The 20,726-nt window shown below is 63.4% G+C and carries 28 protein-coding genes; 17 read left to right on the top strand and 11 right to left on the bottom strand.

All coding sequences use genetic code 11. The annotated features are described in order from the left end of the window. Positions 1–2: 2 nt before the first annotated feature. The 9 genes from OXG30_04185 to OXG30_04145 all read left to right on the top strand — a co-directional run bounded on the left by OXG30_04185 (position 3) and on the right by OXG30_04145 (position 6,188). Positions 3–500, top strand: coding sequence for a flavin reductase family protein (locus OXG30_04185; GenBank protein MCY4134097.1), 498 nt, complete (start codon positions 3–5; stop codon positions 498–500). Positions 501–519: 19 nt separating this feature from the next. Further along, positions 520–1,038 (top strand): gamma carbonic anhydrase family protein, encoded by a 519-nt coding sequence (locus OXG30_04180; GenBank protein MCY4134096.1) that lies wholly within the window; start codon positions 520–522, stop codon positions 1,036–1,038. 52 nt (positions 1,039–1,090) lie between these two features. After that, positions 1,091–2,494 carry a Fe-S cluster assembly protein SufB gene (gene sufB, locus OXG30_04175; GenBank protein ID MCY4134095.1) on the top strand — a complete coding sequence of 468 codons (1,404 nt, stop codon included), beginning with the start codon at positions 1,091–1,093 and terminating at the stop codon, positions 2,492–2,494. 5 nt (positions 2,495–2,499) lie between these two features. Continuing rightward, positions 2,500–2,865: a hypothetical protein gene (locus OXG30_04170; protein ID MCY4134094.1), complete on the top strand. Its 366-nt coding sequence runs from the start codon at positions 2,500–2,502 to the stop codon at positions 2,863–2,865. Then, positions 2,862–4,127, top strand: coding sequence for a Fe-S cluster assembly protein SufD (sufD, locus tag OXG30_04165; protein ID MCY4134093.1), 1,266 nt, complete (start codon positions 2,862–2,864; stop codon positions 4,125–4,127). Before OXG30_04170 ends, sufD begins: the two co-directional genes overlap by 4 nt. Continuing rightward, complete coding sequence (locus OXG30_04160; GenBank protein ID MCY4134092.1) at positions 4,124–4,474, top strand: non-heme iron oxygenase ferredoxin subunit; 351 nt, start codon at positions 4,124–4,126, stop codon at positions 4,472–4,474. The genes sufD and OXG30_04160 overlap by 4 nt, the downstream gene beginning before the upstream one ends. Next, complete coding sequence (gene sufC, locus OXG30_04155; protein MCY4134091.1) at positions 4,467–5,291, top strand: Fe-S cluster assembly ATPase SufC; 825 nt, start codon at positions 4,467–4,469, stop codon at positions 5,289–5,291. Before OXG30_04160 ends, sufC (OXG30_04155) begins: the two co-directional genes overlap by 8 nt. Then, entirely contained in the window at positions 5,282–5,581 is a 300-nt protein-coding gene (locus tag OXG30_04150; GenBank protein ID MCY4134090.1) for a 4a-hydroxytetrahydrobiopterin dehydratase, read from the top strand. Before sufC (OXG30_04155) ends, OXG30_04150 begins: the two co-directional genes overlap by 10 nt. 178 nt (positions 5,582–5,759) lie before the next feature. Then, the gene (locus OXG30_04145) at positions 5,760–6,188 is read left to right on the top strand and encodes a hypothetical protein (protein ID MCY4134089.1); all 429 of its coding nucleotides are present in this window, start codon (positions 5,760–5,762) and stop codon (positions 6,186–6,188) included. A 308-nt stretch (positions 6,189–6,496) separates the two neighbouring features. Here the strand turns inward: OXG30_04145 and OXG30_04140 are convergent, their stop codons facing one another. From OXG30_04140 to OXG30_04115, 6 genes are all read right to left on the bottom strand, one after another. Next, the gene (locus tag OXG30_04140) at positions 6,497–8,029 is read right to left on the bottom strand and encodes a hypothetical protein (GenBank protein MCY4134088.1); all 1,533 of its coding nucleotides are present in this window, start codon (positions 8,027–8,029) and stop codon (positions 6,497–6,499) included. An 84-nt stretch (positions 8,030–8,113) separates the two neighbouring features. Next, positions 8,114–8,386, bottom strand: coding sequence for a PIN domain-containing protein (locus OXG30_04135; GenBank protein ID MCY4134087.1), 273 nt, complete (start codon positions 8,384–8,386; stop codon positions 8,114–8,116). Position 8,387: 1 nt separating this feature from the next. Continuing rightward, a complete protein-coding gene (locus tag OXG30_04130) occupies positions 8,388–8,858 on the bottom strand; it encodes an SUF system NifU family Fe-S cluster assembly protein (GenBank protein ID MCY4134086.1) in 471 nt (156 codons plus the stop codon). 65 nt (positions 8,859–8,923) lie between these two features. Beyond that, positions 8,924–10,156 (bottom strand): SufS family cysteine desulfurase, encoded by a 1,233-nt coding sequence (locus tag OXG30_04125; GenBank protein ID MCY4134085.1) that lies wholly within the window; start codon positions 10,154–10,156, stop codon positions 8,924–8,926. Next, positions 10,147–10,905, bottom strand: a complete 759-nt coding sequence (gene sufC, locus OXG30_04120) for a Fe-S cluster assembly ATPase SufC (GenBank protein MCY4134084.1) — start codon at positions 10,903–10,905, stop codon at positions 10,147–10,149. The genes OXG30_04125 and sufC (OXG30_04120) overlap by 10 nt, the downstream gene beginning before the upstream one ends. Positions 10,906–10,976: 71 nt before the next feature. Beyond that, the gene (locus OXG30_04115) at positions 10,977–11,585 is read right to left on the bottom strand and encodes an MBL fold metallo-hydrolase (protein MCY4134083.1); all 609 of its coding nucleotides are present in this window, start codon (positions 11,583–11,585) and stop codon (positions 10,977–10,979) included. A gap of 164 nt (positions 11,586–11,749) precedes the next feature. Here OXG30_04115 and OXG30_04110 point away from each other — a divergent pair, with 164 nt between their 5' ends. The 4 genes from OXG30_04110 to OXG30_04095 are packed head-to-tail and all read left to right on the top strand — an operon-like array spanning position 11,750 to position 14,281. After that, a complete protein-coding gene (locus tag OXG30_04110; protein ID MCY4134082.1) occupies positions 11,750–12,865 on the top strand; it encodes an acyl-CoA/acyl-ACP dehydrogenase in 1,116 nt (371 codons plus the stop codon). A gap of 29 nt (positions 12,866–12,894) precedes the next feature. After that, positions 12,895–13,314: a hypothetical protein gene (locus OXG30_04105; GenBank protein ID MCY4134081.1), complete on the top strand. Its 420-nt coding sequence runs from the start codon at positions 12,895–12,897 to the stop codon at positions 13,312–13,314. A 20-nt stretch (positions 13,315–13,334) separates the two neighbouring features. After that, positions 13,335–13,526 carry a hypothetical protein gene (locus OXG30_04100; GenBank protein MCY4134080.1) on the top strand — a complete coding sequence of 64 codons (192 nt, stop codon included), beginning with the start codon at positions 13,335–13,337 and terminating at the stop codon, positions 13,524–13,526. Next, positions 13,523–14,281 (top strand): hypothetical protein, encoded by a 759-nt coding sequence (locus tag OXG30_04095; GenBank protein MCY4134079.1) that lies wholly within the window; start codon positions 13,523–13,525, stop codon positions 14,279–14,281. Before OXG30_04100 ends, OXG30_04095 begins: the two co-directional genes overlap by 4 nt. A 13-nt stretch (positions 14,282–14,294) precedes the next feature. Here the strand turns inward: OXG30_04095 and OXG30_04090 are convergent, their stop codons facing one another. The 3 genes from OXG30_04090 to OXG30_04080 all read right to left on the bottom strand — a co-directional run bounded on the left by OXG30_04090 (position 14,295) and on the right by OXG30_04080 (position 15,299). Continuing rightward, positions 14,295–14,651 carry a type II toxin-antitoxin system PemK/MazF family toxin gene (locus OXG30_04090; protein MCY4134078.1) on the bottom strand — a complete coding sequence of 119 codons (357 nt, stop codon included), beginning with the start codon at positions 14,649–14,651 and terminating at the stop codon, positions 14,295–14,297. Then, positions 14,638–14,874, bottom strand: a complete 237-nt coding sequence (locus OXG30_04085; protein MCY4134077.1) for a hypothetical protein — start codon at positions 14,872–14,874, stop codon at positions 14,638–14,640. The genes OXG30_04090 and OXG30_04085 overlap by 14 nt, the downstream gene beginning before the upstream one ends. Positions 14,875–14,990: 116 nt before the next feature. Next, positions 14,991–15,299 carry a hypothetical protein gene (locus OXG30_04080; protein ID MCY4134076.1) on the bottom strand — a complete coding sequence of 103 codons (309 nt, stop codon included), beginning with the start codon at positions 15,297–15,299 and terminating at the stop codon, positions 14,991–14,993. A gap of 114 nt (positions 15,300–15,413) precedes the next feature. Here OXG30_04080 and OXG30_04075 point away from each other — a divergent pair, with 114 nt between their 5' ends. Further along, entirely contained in the window at positions 15,414–16,685 is a 1,272-nt protein-coding gene (locus tag OXG30_04075; protein MCY4134075.1) for a DUF222 domain-containing protein, read from the top strand. A gap of 45 nt (positions 16,686–16,730) precedes the next feature. On the opposite strand, the gene OXG30_04070 is transcribed toward OXG30_04075, so the two are convergent. Next, positions 16,731–17,315 (bottom strand): hypothetical protein, encoded by a 585-nt coding sequence (locus tag OXG30_04070; GenBank protein MCY4134074.1) that lies wholly within the window; start codon positions 17,313–17,315, stop codon positions 16,731–16,733. 519 nt (positions 17,316–17,834) lie between these two features. Beyond that, positions 17,835–18,410 carry a Fe-S cluster assembly protein HesB gene (locus OXG30_04065; GenBank protein ID MCY4134073.1) on the bottom strand — a complete coding sequence of 192 codons (576 nt, stop codon included), beginning with the start codon at positions 18,408–18,410 and terminating at the stop codon, positions 17,835–17,837. Between the two features lie 351 nt (positions 18,411–18,761). Here OXG30_04065 and OXG30_04060 point away from each other — a divergent pair, with 351 nt between their 5' ends. The 3 genes from OXG30_04060 to OXG30_04050 all read left to right on the top strand — a co-directional run bounded on the left by OXG30_04060 (position 18,762) and on the right by OXG30_04050 (position 20,571). Beyond that, positions 18,762–19,280 (top strand): HNH endonuclease, encoded by a 519-nt coding sequence (locus OXG30_04060; protein ID MCY4134072.1) that lies wholly within the window; start codon positions 18,762–18,764, stop codon positions 19,278–19,280. Between the two features lie 32 nt (positions 19,281–19,312). After that, positions 19,313–19,993, top strand: coding sequence for a hypothetical protein (locus tag OXG30_04055; GenBank protein MCY4134071.1), 681 nt, complete (start codon positions 19,313–19,315; stop codon positions 19,991–19,993). Between the two features lie 170 nt (positions 19,994–20,163). After that, positions 20,164–20,571 carry a cell division/cell wall cluster transcriptional repressor MraZ gene (locus OXG30_04050; GenBank protein ID MCY4134070.1) on the top strand — a complete coding sequence of 136 codons (408 nt, stop codon included), beginning with the start codon at positions 20,164–20,166 and terminating at the stop codon, positions 20,569–20,571. Positions 20,572–20,726 lie beyond the last annotated feature (155 nt).

Here is a 20,726-nt window from a genome sequence, read left to right as displayed (position 1 = left end):
AAGTGTCTGACAGTCCGCCGTTCGACTCGGCCTTTTTCCGCCAAGTGCTCGGACAGCTTCCCACGGGCGTAACCGTGGTCACCGCCGCGGGCTCTGACGGACCCGCCGGGCTGGCCATTGGTTCCTTTGGCTCCGTGTCACTCGACCCGCCGCTGGTCATGTTCATGCCGGGCAAGACGTCAACAAGCTGGCCGGCCATCGAGGTCGCCGGCCATTTCGGGGTGAACATCCTGGCTGAGGACCAAGGGGACATGTCCAACCTCTTCGCCTCCAAGGCCGAGGACAAGTTCGCCGGTTTGGAGTGGACGACCAAGATCACCGGCGCACCGATATTCGAGAGTTCCCTTGCTTGGATCGACTGCGAGATCGACCAGATCGTTGAGGGGGGCGACCACTGGATCGTTCTCGGCCGGGTATTGGATCTGGGCGTGCAGCGAGACGATGTGGGGCCACTGGTGTTCTTGGCCGGCAAGTACGGCTCTTTCGACCCGATGGGCTGACCCCCAGGACCACAGAGCCATGCCGATCTATGCACTGGGAGACATTGAGCCCAACATCCATCCGGAGGCGTTTGTCCACCCGCAAGCGGTGATCATCGGCCGGGTGAGCATCGGTGTTGAGTCGACCATTTGGCCGGGGACGGTGCTACGTGGCGATGGAGCGGGGATCACCATCGGCGACCGCACCTCCATCCAGGACAACGCCGTTATCCACAACACCGATGAGCTGGCCACGGTGGTGGGCAACGACGTCACCGTCGGCCATCTGGCTCACTTGGAAGGCTGCACCGTGGAAGACGAGGCGCTGGTCGGCGTCGCCGCAGTGGTGCTGCACGAAGCGGTGGTGGGCCGGGGCGCGCTGGTGGGTGCCAGCGCGGTGGTCACCAACCACATGAAGATCCCGCCGCTGGCCTTGGCCATCGGGGTGCCGGCCAAGATTCGGGAGGGGCACATGGCCGAGGGGCAGAATCGAGAGGACGCCCAGGGCTATGTGGACCGGTGCCACCGATATCGGGCTGAGATGCGCCTATTGGGCTGATCGCCGGTAGTATTCAGATCAACCACGCCTTCCCTGCAACTAGGATTTGGATATGTCGTCGGAAGCCCTCGCCTTAGATCTCGGCCGATACAAGCTCGGCTGGAGTGACGAGGAGGATTACGTCTTCAAGCCCAAGAAAGGGCTGAACACCGACATCGTGCAGGAGATGTCGTGGATGAAGAGCGAGCCCGACTGGATGCGGAACTTCCGGCTGAAGTCGCTCTCCCGGTTCGAGAAGCGGCCCATGCCCACATGGGGCGGCGACATGTCGGGCATCGATTTCGACAACATTTACTACTACATCAAGCCCACCGAGGAGCAGGTCGACGCCTGGGAGGACCTGCCCGACGCCATCAAGGACACCTACGAGAAGCTGGGCATTCCCGAGGCCGAGCGCAAGTACCTGGCCGGGGTGACCGCGCAGTACGAGTCGGAGGTTGTGTTCCACCGCAATCGGGAGGACTTGGAGCACCAGGGAGTGCTGTTCTGCGACATGGACACCGCGCTCAAGGAGTATCCCGAGCTGGTGAAGGAGCACTTCGGCACCATCATTCCGCCGGGCGACAACAAGTTCTCTGCTCTGAACTCGGCGGTGTGGTCGGGGGGCAGCTTCATCTACGTGCCGCCCGGGGTGACGGTGGAGATGCCGCTTCAGGCCTACTTCCGCATCAACGCCGAGAACATGGGCCAGTTCGAGCGGACCCTCATCATCGCCGACGAGGGCTCACAGGTTCACTACATCGAGGGGTGCTCGGCCCCGGTGTACACCAGCGATTCGCTGCACTCCGCGGTGGTGGAGATCCTGGTAAAGAAATCGGCCCGGGTCACCTACACCACCATCCAGAACTGGTCCAACAACGTGTACAACCTGGTCACCAAGCGGGCCAAGGTCGAGGCCGAGGGCCACATGGAGTGGATCGACGGCAACATCGGCTCCCGGCTGACCATGAAGTATCCGGCAGTGGTGATGGTCGGCCCCAAGGCCTCGGGCGAGGTGCTGTCGGTGGCCTACGCCGGTCCCGACCAGCATCAGGACGCCGGAGCCAAGATGACCCACGCCGCTCCGGAGACCACCTCCAAGATCGTGTCCAAGTCGATCTCCAACGGTGGCGGGCGAACCAGCTACCGGGGCTTGGTCCGGGTAGAGGACGATGCCTACGGATGTCGCAGCCATGTGCAGTGCGATGCGCTGATCTTGGACGAGGACAGCGTGTCCGACACCTACCCCTACATGGAGGTGGGCACCCGGGACGCGGAGATCGGCCACGAGGCCACCGTCTCCAAGGTGGCTGATGAGCAGTTGTTCTATTTGATGAGCCGGGGGCTGACCCAAGAGCAGGCCATGGGCATGATCGTCAACGGCTTCATCGAGCCCATCACCCGCACCCTGCCAATGGAGTACGCCGTGGAGTGGAGCCGGCTCATCGAGCTGCAGATGGAGGGATCTGTCGGCTAATGCCCATGCGGCAGGATTGCAAGTACTTCGAGAGCCGGTCGTACCCCAATGGTGAGACCGTGCGGAAGTGCGATTTAGACTTGGCCCCTGAGGCTCCGTGGCGCTGTCCCGACGACTGCTCGGCCTACGAGCGGCGCATGGTGGACGTGAATTGGTCCCACGGAACCTTGGTCACACCGCCCACTCCCGAGGCGCCGGCCAGCGTGGGCAGCGACGAGAGCGTTGGTGCCCTGTTGGACGCCGCCGAAGACATCGTGAATGAAGCAGGCCCCAGAGTGCTGGCCGAACTGGAGAAGGAGAAGTCCCGGCGACGGCTGAGAGCAGGCGGCGGCGGAAAGGCGAAGCGGCGAAAGCGCCGTCGGCGTACGTGACCAAAACCCAGTTCACCCCCGATGCGGCCGGAGCCATTCCCGGCCCCGACTGGCTGGTGCGCCGACGAGTCGCCGCCGCCGAGCAGGTGGCTGCTGCGCCTATGCCCTCGGTGGAAGAGGAGGTGTGGCGGTATACGCCGATTGGCCAGTTGGACCTCGGCCGCTATCAGCTGGCGGCAGATCCCGGTGAGCGGTATACAGCCGAGGTTCCCGACCACTGCGCCGTTGCCGATACCAGCAACGGCCGGCTCTGCGGAGTTGAGTTGGCTCCGGAGCTCGCCGACATGGGGGTGGAGGTCCGCCTGCTGGGCGATGGCGACGCCGACTTGGCCGCGTCGGTGGATGTTGACCTGTTCGCCCTCATGAACGCGGCCTTCGCCGTCGAGCCTTTGCTGATTCGGGTGCCGCCAGGGGCGAGCGTGGAGGGTCCGATCATTGTGCGCCATTGGCTTGACGCCGATGGGGGAGCAGTGTTTCCCCGGCTGATCGTGGACGCGGGGGCTGACTCTGCAATTGAGGTGTTGGAGCTGTACGGCTCGGCCGACGTAGCGGCGTTCGTGAGCCCGGTCATCGAGATCAGGGCGGCCGCCGCCGCTCGGGTGGGGTACCTGGCAGTGCAGGATCTGGGGCCCAAGGTGTGGCACATCGGCTCTCAGGTCAGCCATATCGGCTCGCAGGCCCACCTGAGGGCATCCACCGCCGCGCTCGGCGGGGCATATGCCCGGACGCGGCTGGACACCCACTTATCGGGACGGGGGGCGACGGGCGATCTGATCTCGCTGTATTTCGGTGATGGCGAGCAGACGCTGGATTTCCGCACTTTCCAGGATCATGCCGCTCCGGATACCACCAGCAGCCTGCTGTTCAAGGGGGCGGTGGACGACGCCTCCCGGTCGGTGTACACCGGTCTCATTCGGGTGCGGCCCGACGCTCGGGGCACCAACGCCTACCAGACCAACCGGAACATCAAGCTGTCGGAAGACGCCTGGGCTGAGTCGGTGCCCAACCTGGAGATCGAGAACAACGAGGTCCACTGTAGCCACGCCTCCGCGGTGGGACCCATCGACGGCGAGCAGCTGTTCTACTTGGAAAGCCGGGGAGTGCCCACCGAGACCGCCGAACGCCTCATCGTCACTGGGTTCTTTGACGAGGTGCTGGATCAGTTCCCCGTTGCAGGGGCGGTGCCGGCGGTGCGCGCTCGGCTTCAGGCCAAGATCGCGGGGTTGAGCCATCATCATGTGGGCAACGGGAGCGGATTGTGAGCGCTGAGGGGATCACGAGGATCACGCTGTGCCCCCTGGACGAGCTAGAGGACGGGGAGGCTCGACGGTTCGACGTCGAGGTCAGCAGCCTGGTCCACAAGGTTGCAGTCATCCGCTTGGGAGATGATCTCTACGCCTTGGGCGACATATGCAGCCATGCTGACTATTCGCTAGCGGAGGGTGAGGTGGATCCCGAGGAGGGCACCATCGAGTGCTGGAAGCACGGCAGCCTGTTCTCGTTGGAAACCGGCGAGGCCGAGACTCTGCCCGCCACTCGGCCGGTCCCGATCTACGACGTGGGCGTGGATGACGGCCAGGTCTGGCTGGAGGTGGGCCACGATGAGTAGGTCGAATAAAGAAACAGCCAAGAGCAAGCTGGTCGTCTCAGACCTTCATGTCAGGGTCGGCGGGCAGATGGTGCTCAATGGGGTAGACCTCCGAGTGGCGTCGGGCGAAGTCCACGCCGTGATGGGACCCAACGGCTCGGGCAAGTCGACTTTGGCCTACGCCATCATGGGCCGTCCCGGCTATGAGATCACCGCGGGCTCGATCACCCTGAACGATGTCGATCTCGTGGATCTCTCCCCGTGGGAGCGGGCCCATGCCGGACTGTTCTCCACCCAGCAGTATCCCACCGAGGTGCCGGGTGTGGGTTTGGAAGTCATGCTGGAAGAGGCAGTGGCCGCTACCGAGGGAGATCGCAGCGCGGTGGAGGCCCAGGTGGTGGCCGAGGCTGAGTTGGTTGGCTTCGACCTTGATCTCTTGTACCGCTCGCTAAATGTCGACCTGTCCGGAGGAGAGATGAAGCGGAGCGAGGCGGTGCAGCTCGGTGTGCTCCGTCCCCGCATCGCCATCTTGGACGAGCTCGACAGCGGCCTCGACGTGGATGCGCTGGCCGCGGTGAGCCATCGCATCGAACAGGCCACCCATGAGGACAATCTCGGGGTGCTGGCCATTACGCACTTCAGCCGACTGCTGACTGTGCTTCATGCCGACGTGGTCCACATCCTCATCGATGGTGCTATCGCCGAGACTGGAGGCCCAGAGTTGGCTGCCCAGCTGGAGGAGACTGGTTACGATCCCTGGATCGACACTCGGGCCGAATCACCGGTAGAGATCCACTCACACTTAGAATTCGGAGGGGGAGGAGACCCATGGCCGTAGACGCTGATGCCAAGAGACTGCTGAGCGACGAGGAGATTTCGGCTGCCTTGGCCGACCTTCCCGGTTGGGAGCGCCAAGGCGACAAGCTCGCCGCCACCTTCAATTTCTCCGACTTCTCTGAGGCCTTCGGCTTCATGTCCCGGGTGGCATTGATCTCCGAGCGGCTGTTTCACCATCCCGAGTGGTCCAACGTCTGGTCCACCGTCGAGATCGCCATCACCAACCACGCCGCCGGCGGCCTCACTGAGCTAGATCTCGAATTCGCCCGCCGCGTCAACGCCCTGGTCTAAGACCGCCTAATCGGGCGACTTGCGGGGACCGCTGCCCTAACCGACAAGCAGATGCCGAGCCCAAAGGGCAAGACGGTGATTGTGACACACAACTGTTAGCGGTAGGGTTGGCCGCAACCACTCGAGGACATGGGTTTTGGTCCTCCTCTAGCGATAAGAACATCCGAGGAGGCTGGAAATGCCTGCGAGTGAACAAAAGCGACTGGCGCTGCGCAACCGACTGATCGAAGTCCTGGGAGAGGAGGAGGCCGAAGTTCTGATGGAGAGCCTTCCCCCCTTCGATTGGCACAAACTCGCTACCAAAGAGGATCTCTCTGTCTTGGAAGGCAAGATCGAGGCTAACAAGGCGGCCATCGAGGCCAGCGAAGAACGTCTCCGCACCGAGATGGACGCCGGATTCGCCAACATCCGCACCGAGATGGACGGCAAATTTGCCAACATCCGCACCGAGATGGACGGCAAATTTGCCAAGGTCGATGCCGAATTCACCAAATTGCGTGGAGACATGGCGCTTCAGTTCGCCAGACAGACCCGCACGATGGTGTTCACCATGTTGGGCATGTCGTTGCCGACCTGGGGCGCGATCTTGGCCGTGGGCCTGGGCTGACGCTGCTCGTCAATAGCCGCCGGCGGCGAGCCCTTGACCTTGCCCTAGATTCTCGCTGGCCCACGGCCCTCGTCATCGGGGTCCTCCACAGGTCGCGGATGTGGGGTTTTGGTTTAGCCGGCTGGTTTTGGTGTTTGGGGTGGCGGTCCTGCGGGGTGCTGGTTGGGAATGTCCATGGGCATGAAGCCTGGTCCGGGCCAACGGCGGGCTGGGTGGGGAATGCGCGGCCAGTGGGCGGGGTTCGCCGTCTAGGGTTGTTTGAGTCTTGAGCGGTGGGGGGAGCGGCCTTCGAGCGGGCTCCACCGGGATCACTGCTGAACGGGCAGATCCAACTCGACCAAGGTGTAGTGCCCGGTGCCCTCCTGGTCATCCCACTGCACTGCCCAGTTCCAGCAGGCGATGGTCTGGTCGGCCCGCAACCCGCACATAGCGCCGTCGAAGCCGCCGATCTCGGTGAAGCCGGCGATCTGGGTGAACTGCCCGGCGGGCCCATCCAACTCGACCCTGACCGGGTTGTGCTCCCTGCCCTGGATAGCTACCGCGTTTTCCCAGTTCCAGCAGGTGAGGGTCTGGTCGGCCTGTATCCTACACCCAGCGAAATTGAATTCAGCGGTCTGAGGGATCTGGGTGAACTGCTCGGGGATCTGGGTGAATTGCCCGGTGGGCGTGTCCCGCTCGACAAAGACCCAGTTGTGGTCCCGTGACAGTTCCCAGTCCCAGCAGGCGAGGGTTTGGTCGGCCCGCAACCCGCACATAGCGCCGCCGAGTTGGGCGGCGAAATGGGTGAATTGCCCGGCGGGCCCGTCCTGCTGGGCCAAGATCCAGCCCAGATCGTTGCCATCGATATCTCTGCGGTGTTTCCAGTCCCAGCAGGTGAGGGTTTGGTCAGCCCGCAACCCACACACAACGCCACCTAGGTCGGCGATCTGGGGGATCTGGGTGAATTGCCCGGCCGGCGTGTCCAACTCGACCCAGATGACGTCCCAATCTGGCCCCAGGTATGTCAGTGCCCAGCAGGTGAGGGTTTGGTCGGCCCGCAACCCACACATAATGAGGTCTCTATCGGCGATCTGGGCGATATGGGTGAATTGCCCGGTGGGCACATCCTGCTCGACCAAGACTCTGTGCCGGTTGCCCTGGTCATCCTGCTGCGTTTCCCAGTTCCAGCAGGCGAGGGTCTGGTCGGCCCGCAACCCACACACAAAGTTCCTGCCGGTGTCGTAGTTGGCGATATGGGTGAATTGCCCGGTGGGCACATCCTGCTCGACCAAGACTCTGTGCCGGTTGCCCTGGTCATCCTGCTGCGTTTCCCAGTTCCAGCAGGCGAGGGTTTGGTCGGCCCGCAGCCCGCATATACCGCCGCCGAGGCTGGTGATCTGGGTGAATTGGCTGGCTGGGGCTGGTTCGGTTGGGCTCGTGGTTGGTTCGGTTGGTGGGGTGTTGTTGGTGCAGCGGCCGGGCACGATGTGGGTGTCGATGTCGAACTGGCAGCGGTATGTGTTCAGCAGTGTTTCTTGGTTGGCGATTAGTTGGTCGCGGGTTTGTATGTCGGTTTCGGTCGGGTTGCCTTGGAACGGTGTTGGGGGTTGGGGGTCTTGTGCGGGGGTGTTGTTGGTGCAGCCGCCGGGCACGATGTGGGTGTCGATGTCGAACCGGCAGCGGTATGTGTTCAGCAGTGTTTCTTGGTTGGCGATCAGCCGGTCGCGGGCTTGCACCTGTTCGGCTTCGGGGCTGTCTTCTGGGCTGGTTTGCGCGCCCGCTATCGGTGCTGCCAGTGTCTGCGCCGCCAGGCACACTGCGGCGGCAGCCAGCAGCGCCGCTGTCCGGCTTCGGCGTTTCACCCATGTGGAATCCAAGATTATGGGGGGCGACGATACCCCCCCCCCCCCCCGGCAAGTTTCCAATTCCCATGGCCAAGCGGGCGCCTATGTCGTCGCAGACCAGGCGAAAGAGTTGAGCGCAGGCACATTGAGGTGATCGAAGCCGCGGGTGCTTCGAGCGGCCACGGTGAGCCGGTGGACGATGGCGACGGCGGCGATCAGGGCATCTTGTAGCAGCTTGTCGGCTTGCCGATGCATCAGTTGGGCCCATTCGCGAAATGCGGCCGCGTCAACAGCCAGGACTTCACAGGAATCAAGCACCCGCTCCAGCCAAGCCCCAACCTCGCCTGCTTCGGCCGCGCCCTGCTCGCGGGCGATATCAGGCGGTGGCTTGGGCTTCTTCGACGGCTTGGGTGAGGGTGTGCCACGACAGAGTGGCGCACTTGATGCGGACGGGGAACTTGACCACGCCCTTGAGGGCTTCCAGATCGCCGAGCTTGATATCGGCGCCGTTGCCGTTGATCGGCGCGGGATCGTCGGGGTCGGGCTCGATGGACATCATGGACTTGAAGGCCCGGTTGAGTTGGTGCAGTTCCTCGGTGGTGCGGCCCTTGACGATGGCCGACATCATCGACGACGAGGCCTGGCTGATGGAGCAGCCCTGGCCTCCGAACTTGATGTCGTCGACCACCCCGTTGGCCAAGCGCACGTAGATGATGACCTCGTCGCCGCACAGAGGATTGAAGCCCTCGGCCCGGACGGCGGGCGGGGTGTCCAGCTCACCCCGATTGCGGGGATTGCGATAGTGATCAAGGATGATCTCGCGATAGAGGTCTTCAAGATCAGGCATGGCGACGGTTCAACAGTCTACGGGTGAATGCCCGAAGATATGCAGTCATTCTGCCGACCGCGACTTCACTCAATGAAGAAGGCGTCGGCATCGGCCAGGGCATCGGCCAGGGCATCCACGTCGGACTCGTCGTTGTACACGTACATCGAGGCCCGGCTGGTGGCGGCGCAGCCCAGCACCCGCATCAGCGGCTTGGCGCAGTGGTGGCCGGCCCGCACGCACACCGCCGATCGGTCCAGCACCTGGGCCACATCGTGGGGATGGATCCCCTTGTACTCAAACGAAAGCACCCCGCCCCGCTCAGCCGGCTCGGTTGGCCCGTGGATGGTGATGTCGTCGCCGTAGCGCTGGTTCAAGGTGCGCAGCGCATAGCCGGTGAGGGCCACCTCGTGCTCTCGAACCTGCTCCATTCCCAGCCCATTAAGATAGTCCACCGCCGCTCCCAGCCCGACCGCCTCGGCGATGGGCGGAGTTCCGGCCTCGAACTTCCACGGCACCGCAGCGGTGCTGAAGCCCTCCTTGGTCACGTTGAGGATCATCTCGCCCCCGCCCAGGAACGGCGGCATGGCCTCCAGCAGCTCAGACTTGGCCCACAGCACCCCGATTCCCGTTGGGCCGCACATCTTGTGCCCGGTGAAGGCCACAAAGTCGGCCCCCATCTCCATCACATCGGTGGGCAGATGGGGGGTGTACTGGCTGGCGTCCACCATCATCAAGGCACCGGCTTCGTGGGCGGCGTCGGCCAGCTGCCGGATGGGATTGATGGTGCCCAGCACATTGGACACCGCGGCCACGCTCAGCAGCCGGGCGCCGTCAAGCAGCCGGTCGAGGTCGGTCAAGTCGAGATGTCCATCGCTGCGGATGGGGATCCAGCGCAGATCGATGCCCTGCTCGGCGGTCAGCATGTGCCAGGGGACGATGTTGGCGTGGTGCTCCAACTCGGTGATCACCACCGGATCGCCCGGACCCAGATTGGCCCGACCCCAGGCTCGGGCCACCAGGTTGATGGCCTCGGTGGCGTTCTTGGCGAAGATGATCTCTGAGTCCTGAGAGGCCCCGATGAACTGGGCGACCTTGGCCCGGGCCTGCTCCAGCGCCTCGGTGGCTTCCACCGCCAGTTGGTAGGAGCCCCGGTGGACGTTGGAGTTGAAGCGCTCGTAGTAGTCGGTAACCGCGTCGATCACCGGCCTGGGCTTATGAGAGGTGGCAGCCGAGTCGAGATACACCAGAGGACGGCCGTGTACCTGCCGGCACATGATGGGGAAGTCGGCCCGGATGGCCCCTGGGTCTAGCGCCATGCCTCGTACCCCTCAGCGTCCAGCTGAGCGGCCAACTCGAAGCCGCCGCTGGCCGCGATCTTGCCGTTCATCAGGATATGGACGTGGTTGGGGGCCAAATGGTCGAGCAGTCGCCGGAAGTGGGTGATGGCCAGCACCCCCATCTCCGACCGGGAGGTCATCACTTCCTGCACCCCGCTGGCCACGATCTTCAGCGCGTCGATGTCCAAGCCGGAGTCGGTCTCGTCCAAGATGGCCATTTCCGGTTCCAAGATGGCCAGTTGAAGCACCTCGTTGCGCTTCTTCTCGCCCCCGGAGAACCCGTCGTTGAGGTAGCGGTCGGCGAATGACGGGTCCATGTCAAACCGCTCCATCCACTCCATCACGGCCAGACGCAGTTCCAGCACCGACAAGTCGATGCCCTTGCGAGCCGACAAGGCCTGACGCAGGAAGTTCATCACCGACACGCCAGGGAACTCCTGGGGGTATTGGAAGGCCAGAAACAGCCCGGCCTTGCCCCGAACGTCGGCGGGCCAGTCGGTGATGTCGTCGCCTTTGAAGCAGATCCGTCCCCCGGTCACCTCGTACTCCGGGCTGGCCAACAGCGCGCTGGCCAGGGTTGACTTGCCCGAGCCGTTGGGCCCCATGAGGGCGTGTACCTCACCCGCTCGAATGGTGAGATCAATGCCCGACAGGATCGGGATGCCGTCTTCAGCCGTGGCGACGTGCAGGTTCTCGACCTCGAAGAGCGGGGCCTCGGGCGGGCTCACCAGATCAGTCTACGTCGGAGGGCCTGTGATCCCTATCACTGGAAAGCGGTATGGCGCACCGACGAATACGCCTACCAGCCCCGGTCGATCCACTCTTGGAGATGGGGAGTCTCGGTGCCGATGGTGGTCTGATCGCCGTGGCCGGGCAGCACCACGGTGTCGGCGGGGAGCGGGGAGAACATCCGCTGCTCAATTGACTCGATGATGGTGTCGAAGTCGCCGCCCTCGAAGCCAGTGGCGCCGGGTCCGCCGGGAAAGAGGGTGTCGCCCGAGAACAAGATGGGCGAGCCCTCCAGGCGGAACGACATCGATCCCGGGGTGTGGCCCGGCGTGTGGATGCAGTGCAGCCGGAGCTGGCCAACCTCGATCACCGACTCGTCCTCCAGCAGGTAGTCGTAGGAGCCGAGCATGGCGGCATCCTCGGCGGTCACCCCCACCTCATAGCCGGCATCGCGCACCGCGGGGATGGCCTGGATGTGGTCCCAGTGCCCGTGGGTCTCCAGAACGGTGCGGACCCCGAGCGACGAGCACAGCTCCAGCAGCCGCTCGTGCTCGTTGGCCGCGTCGATCAGCACTGCATCGCCGGTTTCGCGGCAGCGGACGACGAACACGTTGTTGTCCATCGGACCCACCACCACTTTGTGGATCTCGGCCTGGGTATCTTTCCAGTGCAGGGTCATAGCGGCGCTACTCACTCTCCGACTCAGGGAATGCTGATTGACACTCCGATTGTGCCCCATCTAGCGGGTCAGTGACAGGTCATTGACGTAGAGGCAGCGAACCGATCGGTGAGCAGAGTGGTCGGGCGTGGCTACCGGGGTTGTGGTCTAGTAGAAACTAGGCCGTGAACTTTGCCTTCAGCGAGGAACAAGAAGAGCTGCGACGCTTTGTCCGGCAGTTCTTGGAGGACAAATCCCCCGAATCGGCTGTCCGAGAGCAGATGGACACCGAGAAGGGCTACGACGATGCCGTGTGGAACCAGATGGCCGAGCAGCTTGGGTTGCAGGGGCTCATCATCCCCGAGGAATACGGGGGCAGTGGCTTCAGCTATATCGAGCTGATCGTGGTGCTGGAGGAGATGGGCCGGGCCCTGCTGTGCGCCCCGTTCTTTTCCAGCGTTGTGCTGGCCGCCAACGCCCTCATCCACAGCGGCGACGAGGAGGCCAAGGCCGCCCTTCTGCCCGGAATCGCCGGCGGGGAGACGGTGGCCGCGCTGGCGTTCACCGAGGAGAACGGCCGCTGGGACGAGTCGGGCATCACAGTGGAGGCCGCTGCCGACGGCGACGGCTGGCGCATCAGCGGCACCAAGATGTTCGTGATCGACGGCCATACCGCCGATGTGGTGCTGGTGGCCGCCCGCACCGCCGGTGGGGTGAGCCTGTTCTGGTGTCCCAGCGACGCAGACGGCTTGACCAGCACCGCACTGTCCACCATGGACCAGACCCGCAAGCAGGCCCGCCTGGACTTCGACAACACCCCGGTCACGCTGATCGGTGCCGAAGGCGGGGGCTGGGCCGTGCTGGAGCGGGTGCTCGACCTGGCGGCGGTGGCCCTGGCCGCCGAGCAGGTGGGCGGGGCCCAAATGTGCTTGGACATGTCGGTTCAGTACGCCAAAGACCGGGTGCAGTTCGGCCGGCCCATCGGGTCGTTCCAGGCCATCAAGCACAAGTGCGCCGACATGCTGCTGGAAGTGGAGTCAGCCAAGTCGGCTGCCTACTACGCCGGCTGGTGCGCCTCGGAGCTGAACGACGAGCTCCCATCGGTGGCCAGCCTGGCCAAGGCCTACTGCTCGGAGGCCTACTTCCACGCTTCGGCGGAGAACATTCAGATCCACGGGGGGATCGGCTTCACCTGGGAGCATCCCGCCCACCTCTATTTCAAGCGGGCCAAGTCGTCGGAGCTGCTGTTCGGCGATCCCACGTACCACCGCGAGCTACTCGCTCAGCGCATCGGCATCTGACGCTCCTAATCGTCCTCGCCGCGGTCTTGGTGGTCGGGCTGGCCGCCTATGCGGTGATGCGGGTGTCATCTCGTTTGTCCCACACCCGGGCTCGAGCGGTGTACGACCTGTTCGAGGCGGTGGACTTTGTGGCCGAGCGCCTGCCTGACGCCCTCTCGGCCAAGTTGAGCTACGACGACGTGCAGGAGATCTTGCTTTGGCGGCTGGACCACCTGCGGTTGCGGGGATCGGCCACCTACGGTCGGGGGGATGTGACGGCCACTGAAGCGGAAGGCCGGGAGGAGAAGGTCGTCACCAGCGACGACGACTCGGTGGACTATGTGCTGGCCAAGGCCTCGGAGTCAGATCGGGACATCGACGCCCTCGACGTGGTTGTGGTGCTCGACCTCGAGAGCCAATACCTGAAGGCGATCGGTGCCCTCGGTCCTCCAGCCGAGGAATCCGAGTAGCGGAAGGGTACGGTTAGGCAATGGACAGGCCTCGGTCGTTGGAAGGCTTCCGGTACGTGGGGGACAAGCGGTCCCAAGTGGTGTACGACCTGGATGAGGTGAGCGACGAGTCGGTCATCGAGGAGCTGGTGGCGTCGGAGCAGTACTTGGTGTTCGGACCTGACTCATTAGCTGAAGCCCGAAACCGCGGTTATCAGCCTCGGTCGGTGTGATTCACTGGCAGACTTCCGACGGCCTCAAGCTTGCCGGGTACTTGGCGCTGCCGGGGAGCCGGCGGATGAGGGCGCTGCCCGGTGTGGTGCTGTGCCCCGCATTTCCATCGGCGGCCAACGGTGGCAAGAGGGCCGCCGACCGGCTCTACCCCCTGGCTGATCGAATAGCACAAAACATGGAGTGGATTGCGCTAGTGCTCAACTATCGCGGCTGCGGTGACAGCGAGGGGGATTTCTCCCTGGACGGATGGACCGACGACGTCCGCAGTGCAGTGGACCACCTCGACGGACTCGAGGAGATTGAAGGGGTTCGGCTGGCGGGATTCGGCATCGGCGGCGCGCTCGCGGCCCATGTAGCCCAAGAAGACCTCCGGGTGCGAGGAGTGGCCACCATGGGAGCGCCGGTGGACTTCGCCCATTGGGGCCTGGATGCCTCCGGGGTAGTGGAGTACTCCCGCTCGCTGGGAATCATCTCCACTCCCGACTACCCCGCTTCGGTCGATTCTTGGGCCAAGGCTGTCGGGTCGATCCGAATTGACCGGTGCGCTGCTGAAATCGCTCCCCGGCCAATGCTGGTGCTGCACGGCTCCGACGACCGGGAAGTGTCGCCCCTCGACGCCCGAGTTATCGCCGACGCCCACGGTGATGCCGGTATGCGCATCATCAGCGGTGCCGGCCACCGCCTCCACTCCGACCCTCGCTGCATCGCCATCCTCCTAGGCTGGCTCGACTCCCAAATCACCCTCATCCCCTGAGGGGCTACGTGGGCTAGTAGTTCAAGAGCGTCTTGATCACCGCGGCCACTTGGTGACTTGGGTCGGGCTCCAGGATTCCCAAGCGATGGATAAGGCGCTTGCGATTTACTGACCGGATGAGTTCGCATTGAACGAAGCTGGCCTCAGAAAGGCCGTTGAATTGGGTGGCTTCCAGTTCAACATGAAACGGCAGGCCGCGGTAGGTGGTTGTCAGCGGCACGACGACTATGAAGGGAAGCTCGATATCTGATTGGTCCGGTTGGCTGAAGATAGGGGATGGCCCAATGACGAGAGCTGGTCGAATGGACCCCGGCTCTCCTGGATGGCGCTCTCCGAAGTCAATCAGACATAGCTCGTCAACCGATGCCATCGGCGACGTAGGTCTCTTCAGCCTCAGCCAGGTACTCCTGCCAGGCTTCGGGATCTTGACGCAACTCGTTGAGCTGCCTCATCACTTCGCGAGCGAACCGCTGCCGCCAAAGAGCCTCAGCGGCGTCTCGAACTGTGGCGACAAGGGAGGTTTCGGCATCGCGGCTCAACTCAAGCAGTCGAGCGTGAGTACTTGTGTCCACGCGGATCGTGGTGGTCTTCATAAGAGCAGTCTACATATTGTAGACATAGAGCCGGAAGTGCATCCCTTCGAAATTTGCGCAACGTCCGCGGTGGTCAAGTACTTCGATCTGGCCCGGTCGATAGGTACTGCTGAACTTCATGGAGGGTGGAAATGACACTGTATTGGCCTTCGGGGAGAGCGGTTGGGTTTGGCGATGCCGATCTCGCCAGCGACGATGGTGGGCAGGCTCCACCATTGGGACTGGGCCTCGTCGAAGACATCTTGCTCGAGTTGATTCGGGTCGCCGCCGAGCACGATGGCGGCCTGCTGGCATGTCGCGGCCACCGCTGCTTCGGCGGCGGGCCGCTCGACAATGAGAGTGTCGTCGAGGTCCCAGACCACTGCTTCAACTGAACTGGGTGGACGGTCTCCTTGATTCAGGTTGGCCAATCGATCTTGCTCCATTCAGCATCACACCGCCGTCACAGATCTTGGTGCTGGTTGAACCATACTGTGAGACGCGTCCAGTTGGAGTTGGCCCGAGGAGAAGCTGTCACTGGCGTCAATAGACTTGTATGTATGGAGTTTAGGCCCTGTGATCAGGGGGAACGGGCTGATCAGGAGTCACCCGGGCCGGTGTGGCCGGAGGTGGTTGATGTGGCTGGCCTGTCGCTGTCGGAGCTACGGGCGAGGCTGGGTTTGATCAAGAAGTCCGAGTCCCGGCTGGCGGCGATGAAGACGGCCGCGCTGGCTGAGTACGCGAGCCGGGGCGGCGAGGGTTTGGCCCGGCGGGTGGCTTTGGATGAGCTTCAGGCTTCCAAGCAGCAGGCCCGCCGTGAGGTGGAGACCGCCTCCCAGTTCTTGCAGGTTCCCGAGACACTTGAAGCTTTGGGGGCCGGGGAGATTCCCGCCGGTCACGCCAAGCAGATCGCCAAGGCCGCTTCCCAGGGGCCGATCGACGAGACGGTGCTGGTGGAGGCGGCTCGCCGCCAGGACTTCGGCAGCTTCTCCCGAACGTTGCGCGACCACCAGCACGAGCAGTCGGGCGACGACGGCAAGTCGCTGTATGAGAAGCAGCGGGAGCGCCGCACGTTGCGCGTTTTCAAGTCGCCTGAGGATGGGATGTTCAACCTGAACGGCTGGTTCGACCCGCAGGCCGGGAACAGGATCGAGGCCGCGCTGGCCGCCGAGGAACGCCGACTGCGCACCGACGACAACAGCGCCGATCAGGCAACATTCGACCAGCGCTTGGCCGACGCACTGGAGAATCTGGTCTGCGCCGACACCGGCGACCGCAAGCCCCAGGGCACCACGCTGATCTTGACCGCACAGTGGGACATGATCAACAACCAGATCTCGGATGTGCGACTGCCCGACGGCGACCTGCTGCCCATAGGTGAGGCGCTGCGGTTGGCCTGCAACGCCGACGTCCTGCCCTGCGTGTTCAACACCAAGAACCAGGAACTCTGGATGGGGCGCACGCACCGCCTGGCAACCGAAGCCCAGCGGGCCGCGCTCATCGTCCGAGACAAACACTGCGTCGGATGTGGGCGATCAGCAGTCTGGTGCGAAGCCCACCACATCCAAGAGTGGTTCAAGGGCGGCCGCACCGACATCGACAACCTCGTGCTGGTGTGCACAAGCTGCCACCACAACATCCACGACGACGGCTGGGAAGTACACCGGCGAAGCGACGGCACCTACGAACTCAGACCCCCGCCGAAGCCCTACGCCGATCTGCGACCGTGGCAATCCAAACCCGACAAGCCCTCCCAGGAAACCGACCCATTCCCCGAAACAGGAATCAGCAACTTGCTGCCAGCCAATCTCCAGCCGGTACTCCTGAGCTGAATACCGTGTCCACCCGCAATGGAAGCTCCTGCGGTATACGAGCGCCTAGTGGGCAGCCAGCAAGTCTCCGAGTTGTTGGAGCCGTAGCTTCATAACTCTCGGCGCTGTAGCCAATACATAACCCTTGTCAGCGGTGCCTTGGATTGCGCCAACTAGTGGACTGGCCAAGGTGTCCAGAACTCGTTGGATCTCCTGCGCTGAGCTGGGCTTATCGGGCTGATCGAGCATCACCATCAGTTGCGAGGCGGTGAGCGATCCGAATGCGCCGGTCCTCTCAGCCAACTTCGCACAGAGCTCTGCTGCGAGGTCCCGAGTCCGGGCCATGTCTCGGGCAGCAATCTCAATCGGGGCCATGTCGACAGCACCGCCTGTGTCGAAAAGCACCCGGTAGTTCTCAAGGCCCAGTGGCGCGTCGGCGTGCTGGATGCACAGGCCAGCAAGTTGCTCAGTGGAAAGCACAGCTACTGTCCTATTCGCCGCCCGGTCCATCAGGCGTTTACCAGACGGGCTCGGTCCCACGAGCATCGAGTAGTCAGCGTTGTGTTGTTTGCGGTGGTCTGCAAGGGTGTCCCAGTCCACCTGGTGATCGCCCAGTGAGCCAGAGCCGACTGTTTTGGCATCGATGGTCACCGAATAGGAATCGTCCCTGCCCAGCGGTGCCTTGACAAGAACATCGGTCTTGCCGCTGCCGCCAAGCTTCTCGGCGTCAAACCCAAGCGCAACTCTTCGAGAGATCTGGGCTCTTCACTCAACTCTGCGAGCAATTCGCCGAAAAACTGGAGTCGACTGTGCAGTAGCCCGATAAGAATTCCGTCGTCCGAACTCAAATGCCAGCGGCTCGAATATTCGTTTAGACGAAGTTGGTCGGTAGCTGACTCAAGAACCCCTGCTTTCCGCAGAAAAGCCACTCGAGCTTTGGCGCTTCCACTACTGAGTTCAAACTGCCTCCGAATCCAGTTGGCCAAGTCTGGAGGTGAAGGGCGTTCGCTGAGGACATGTTCACAGATTTGACGAAGTGAATGGAGGTAGCCTGTATACCCCCCAGGCATGGCATCGACTCCTGGAGCGCGCTGGTCCCAGGGGAGTGGGGGTGGGATGTCGGCTGGGTTGGTCATGCGGGGGTAACCGTACTGAATCAGCCGGTTACGGTCAGTCTTGCTTGGTTTTGCCTTTGGCCTTTTGGGCTTTCTTCCAGGCTCTTACTTGGGCGAGGGCTTCGGGGCTGTCGATGTCGGCGACGGTGCGGGGGGTTGGGTCGGAGAAGGGGCCGGCGGCGGCTTCCCAGCCCTCGGGGGTCACGTCGAAGCGCTTGGCTAGCACGGCAAGGAAGATCTTGGCCTTCTCATCGCCGTAACCGGGCAGGTCCTTGAGCCGCTTGAGGAGGTCTTTGCCGGTAGCGGCCTCGGTCCAGACTCGGGCGGCGTCGCCGTCGTAGTGGTCCACGATATGGCGGGCCAGGTCTTGGGCCCGCTTGGCCATCGATCCGGGGAACCGGTGCAATGCGGGCTTCTCCTTGAACGCTGCCTCGGCCTTCTCGGGATCGAGCACGGCGAGCCGCTCAGCGGAGAAATCGTCGGGGATTCGCTCCTTCAACCGCAGAGGCGACTTGAACGCCCATTCCATGGGCACCTGCTGGTCGAGCATCATGGCCAGCAGCAGGGCGAACGGATCATCGATGAGGAGTTGGTCGGCGTCGTGGTCGCCGGTGACGGCAAGTGTTCCCATCTGCCCATCGTACCGATCTCTCATCACAACGCGTAGCCTGGAGAAGTGGCTCGATCGCTGGCCAGGCTGCTCGTACATCCCAGCCTTTGGACGACCGCAGTGCGGCTGGGATGTCGCCTGAGGCTCTTGCCCGATCCGGCATATATGAAGTTACGGATGGTCACCATGTACGGCGATGCCCAGGCTCAGCCCCAGACCGATGACCTGGTGACCTACCTAAGATGGTGCAGATCTTGGGAGCAGGCCACGAGGTAAACCCGCATTGAATCGCCCCTTACGGGCGGTCAAAGCGGGGGAGTGTTCTCAGTAAACCGCGCGATGGACCTCGGCGGGTTCACTATGGTTTCCCTCATGAGCCGGGCGCTGGTGCTGAACGCATCCTTTGAACCGCTGAGCGTGGTATCTCCCCGGCGCGCCCTCGTTTTGGTGATGACCGAGAAGGCCGAGGTCGTGTTGGAGTCCGGCCAGCGGATCCGCTCCGAGCGGCTCGACCTGCCCGTGCCGTCGGTGGTTCGGCTGCGCTACTACGTCAAGGTGCCGTTCTTCCGCACCGGCGGACTCAGCCGCCGGGGAGTCTTTGCCCGCGACGGATACCGCTGCCAGTACTGCGGACGCCACGCCGACTCCATCGACCACGTCCGGCCTCGAAGCCGGGGAGGAACCCACTCCTGGGAGAATGTTGTGGCGGCCTGCCGCCACTGCAACATGGCCAAGCGGGATCGGTTGCTGTCGGAGACCCCCATGCGGCTGATGCGTCCGCCAGCCGAACCGCCCCGGTCGGCCTGGGTGGCCTCTGCTGTGGGCCACGTGCCCTCCGACTGGCTGCCCTACCTAGACCCCACGGCCGAGTCCGTCGCCCAAACTGCCTGAGCCCGTCGCTAGATGTCAGGCGACATGAGGCGGTGAACGACTCCTCGGCCATCGAGGGCGGGTGGAAATCCCGTCATTTGAGCGGGACAGTGGGCGAGTTGCACCAACTCAGCCCCGATCCCGACTCCGATAGGGAAGTGTGGCTCATGTCGCCCCACGACGCTGCGCTGGTGCTGGGCTCGGCCCAATCCGAGAAGATCGCTGCGGGCGAAATCACCGATGGAACCGGAATAGTGCGGCGCCGCAGCGGTGGGGGCGCGGTGTTGGTGACACCTGGCGACTCGGTGTGGATCGATGTGGTGATCAGCCGGAACGACCCTCTTTGGGATGACGACGTGAATCGGGCGCCCCTGTGGCTGGGACAAGCCTGGCGGGTCGCTCTGGCCTCGCTGGAGGTCCCAGCCGGAGTGGTCCTGGATCGCTATGACCCTGGCCCATGGGGTCGACTGGCTTGCTTCGCCAGCAAAGGCCCCGGAGAAGTACTGGTCGGCGAGGCCAAAGTGGTCGGCATCACTCAGCGCCGCGCCCGGAATACGGCCCGGTTTCAGACCCTGGTGTATCGCCGCTGGGATCCTGAAGAGCTAGCCGCCCGCCTGGCAATACCGGCCGATCAGATCGATGATTTTCGAGAGGCCTTATCAGGTGCAGCCTTCGCCGTTGATGCCCAACGTGATGACATCAACACGGCTTTCTTGAGCTCCCTTCCTAGATAAACGCCTAGTTTCGTCGACCAGTCCTCGAGGTACCGGCCCGTCCCCGTAGCCCTCGGTGGCGCGGCCCTTCTCAAAAACCCAGAGTTGGGTTGCTTTGGTGGGGCTATAGGGGATAAGGTGGGGCGAAATGGGAGATAAGGGGAAATACTCGGGGCCCATTAGGGGAAGTCGTGCTCACCGGTGAGCACACGCGTTCCCTGGATGACAAGGGCCGGCTCTCGCTGCCGTCGGCCTTTCGCTCGGTGCTGGCCGAAGGGGCATACGTGGCCATCTACAACCAGTGCCTCGGCATATGGACCACCGATGAAGCCCGCAGCGCGCTGGAGCGGCTCGAAGCCGCCGTTCGGGCTGGAGAAGCCACCGGCGATGAGTTCCGCCGATTCTCCTCCAGCCTCGAACCGGTGACCGTCGATGTCCAGGGCCGATTGAGTCTCCCGACCTCCAAGCGCGAGGTGCTGGGCTTGGACAAGAACGTTGTGCTGGTCGGCGTCTTCAACCGGGGCGAGGTGTGGGACGCCGACCAATGGGAGTCGGTATTGAGCGACCGGAGCACCGACGACATCGGCCGGTGGTTGTGACGGAGATTGAGAGAGGGAGGACACGGCTGAATAAGGCGATGTAGGAGGAAATAGGGCTCATGGGCAGTCCTCCGTCTGACGAGATGGAAGGCCCCTACTCCGCCCGCTTGCCATCTGACACTGCCGGGGAGAAATCCCGGAGTGCGGTCGCCAGG

This window comes from bacterium, from assembly GCA_026708015.1.
Lineage (GTDB): Bacteria > Actinomycetota > Acidimicrobiia > Acidimicrobiales > Bin134 > Poriferisocius.
Note: the sequence above shows the minus strand (reverse complement) of the source record. Positions and strands in the feature narration are given on the sequence as shown.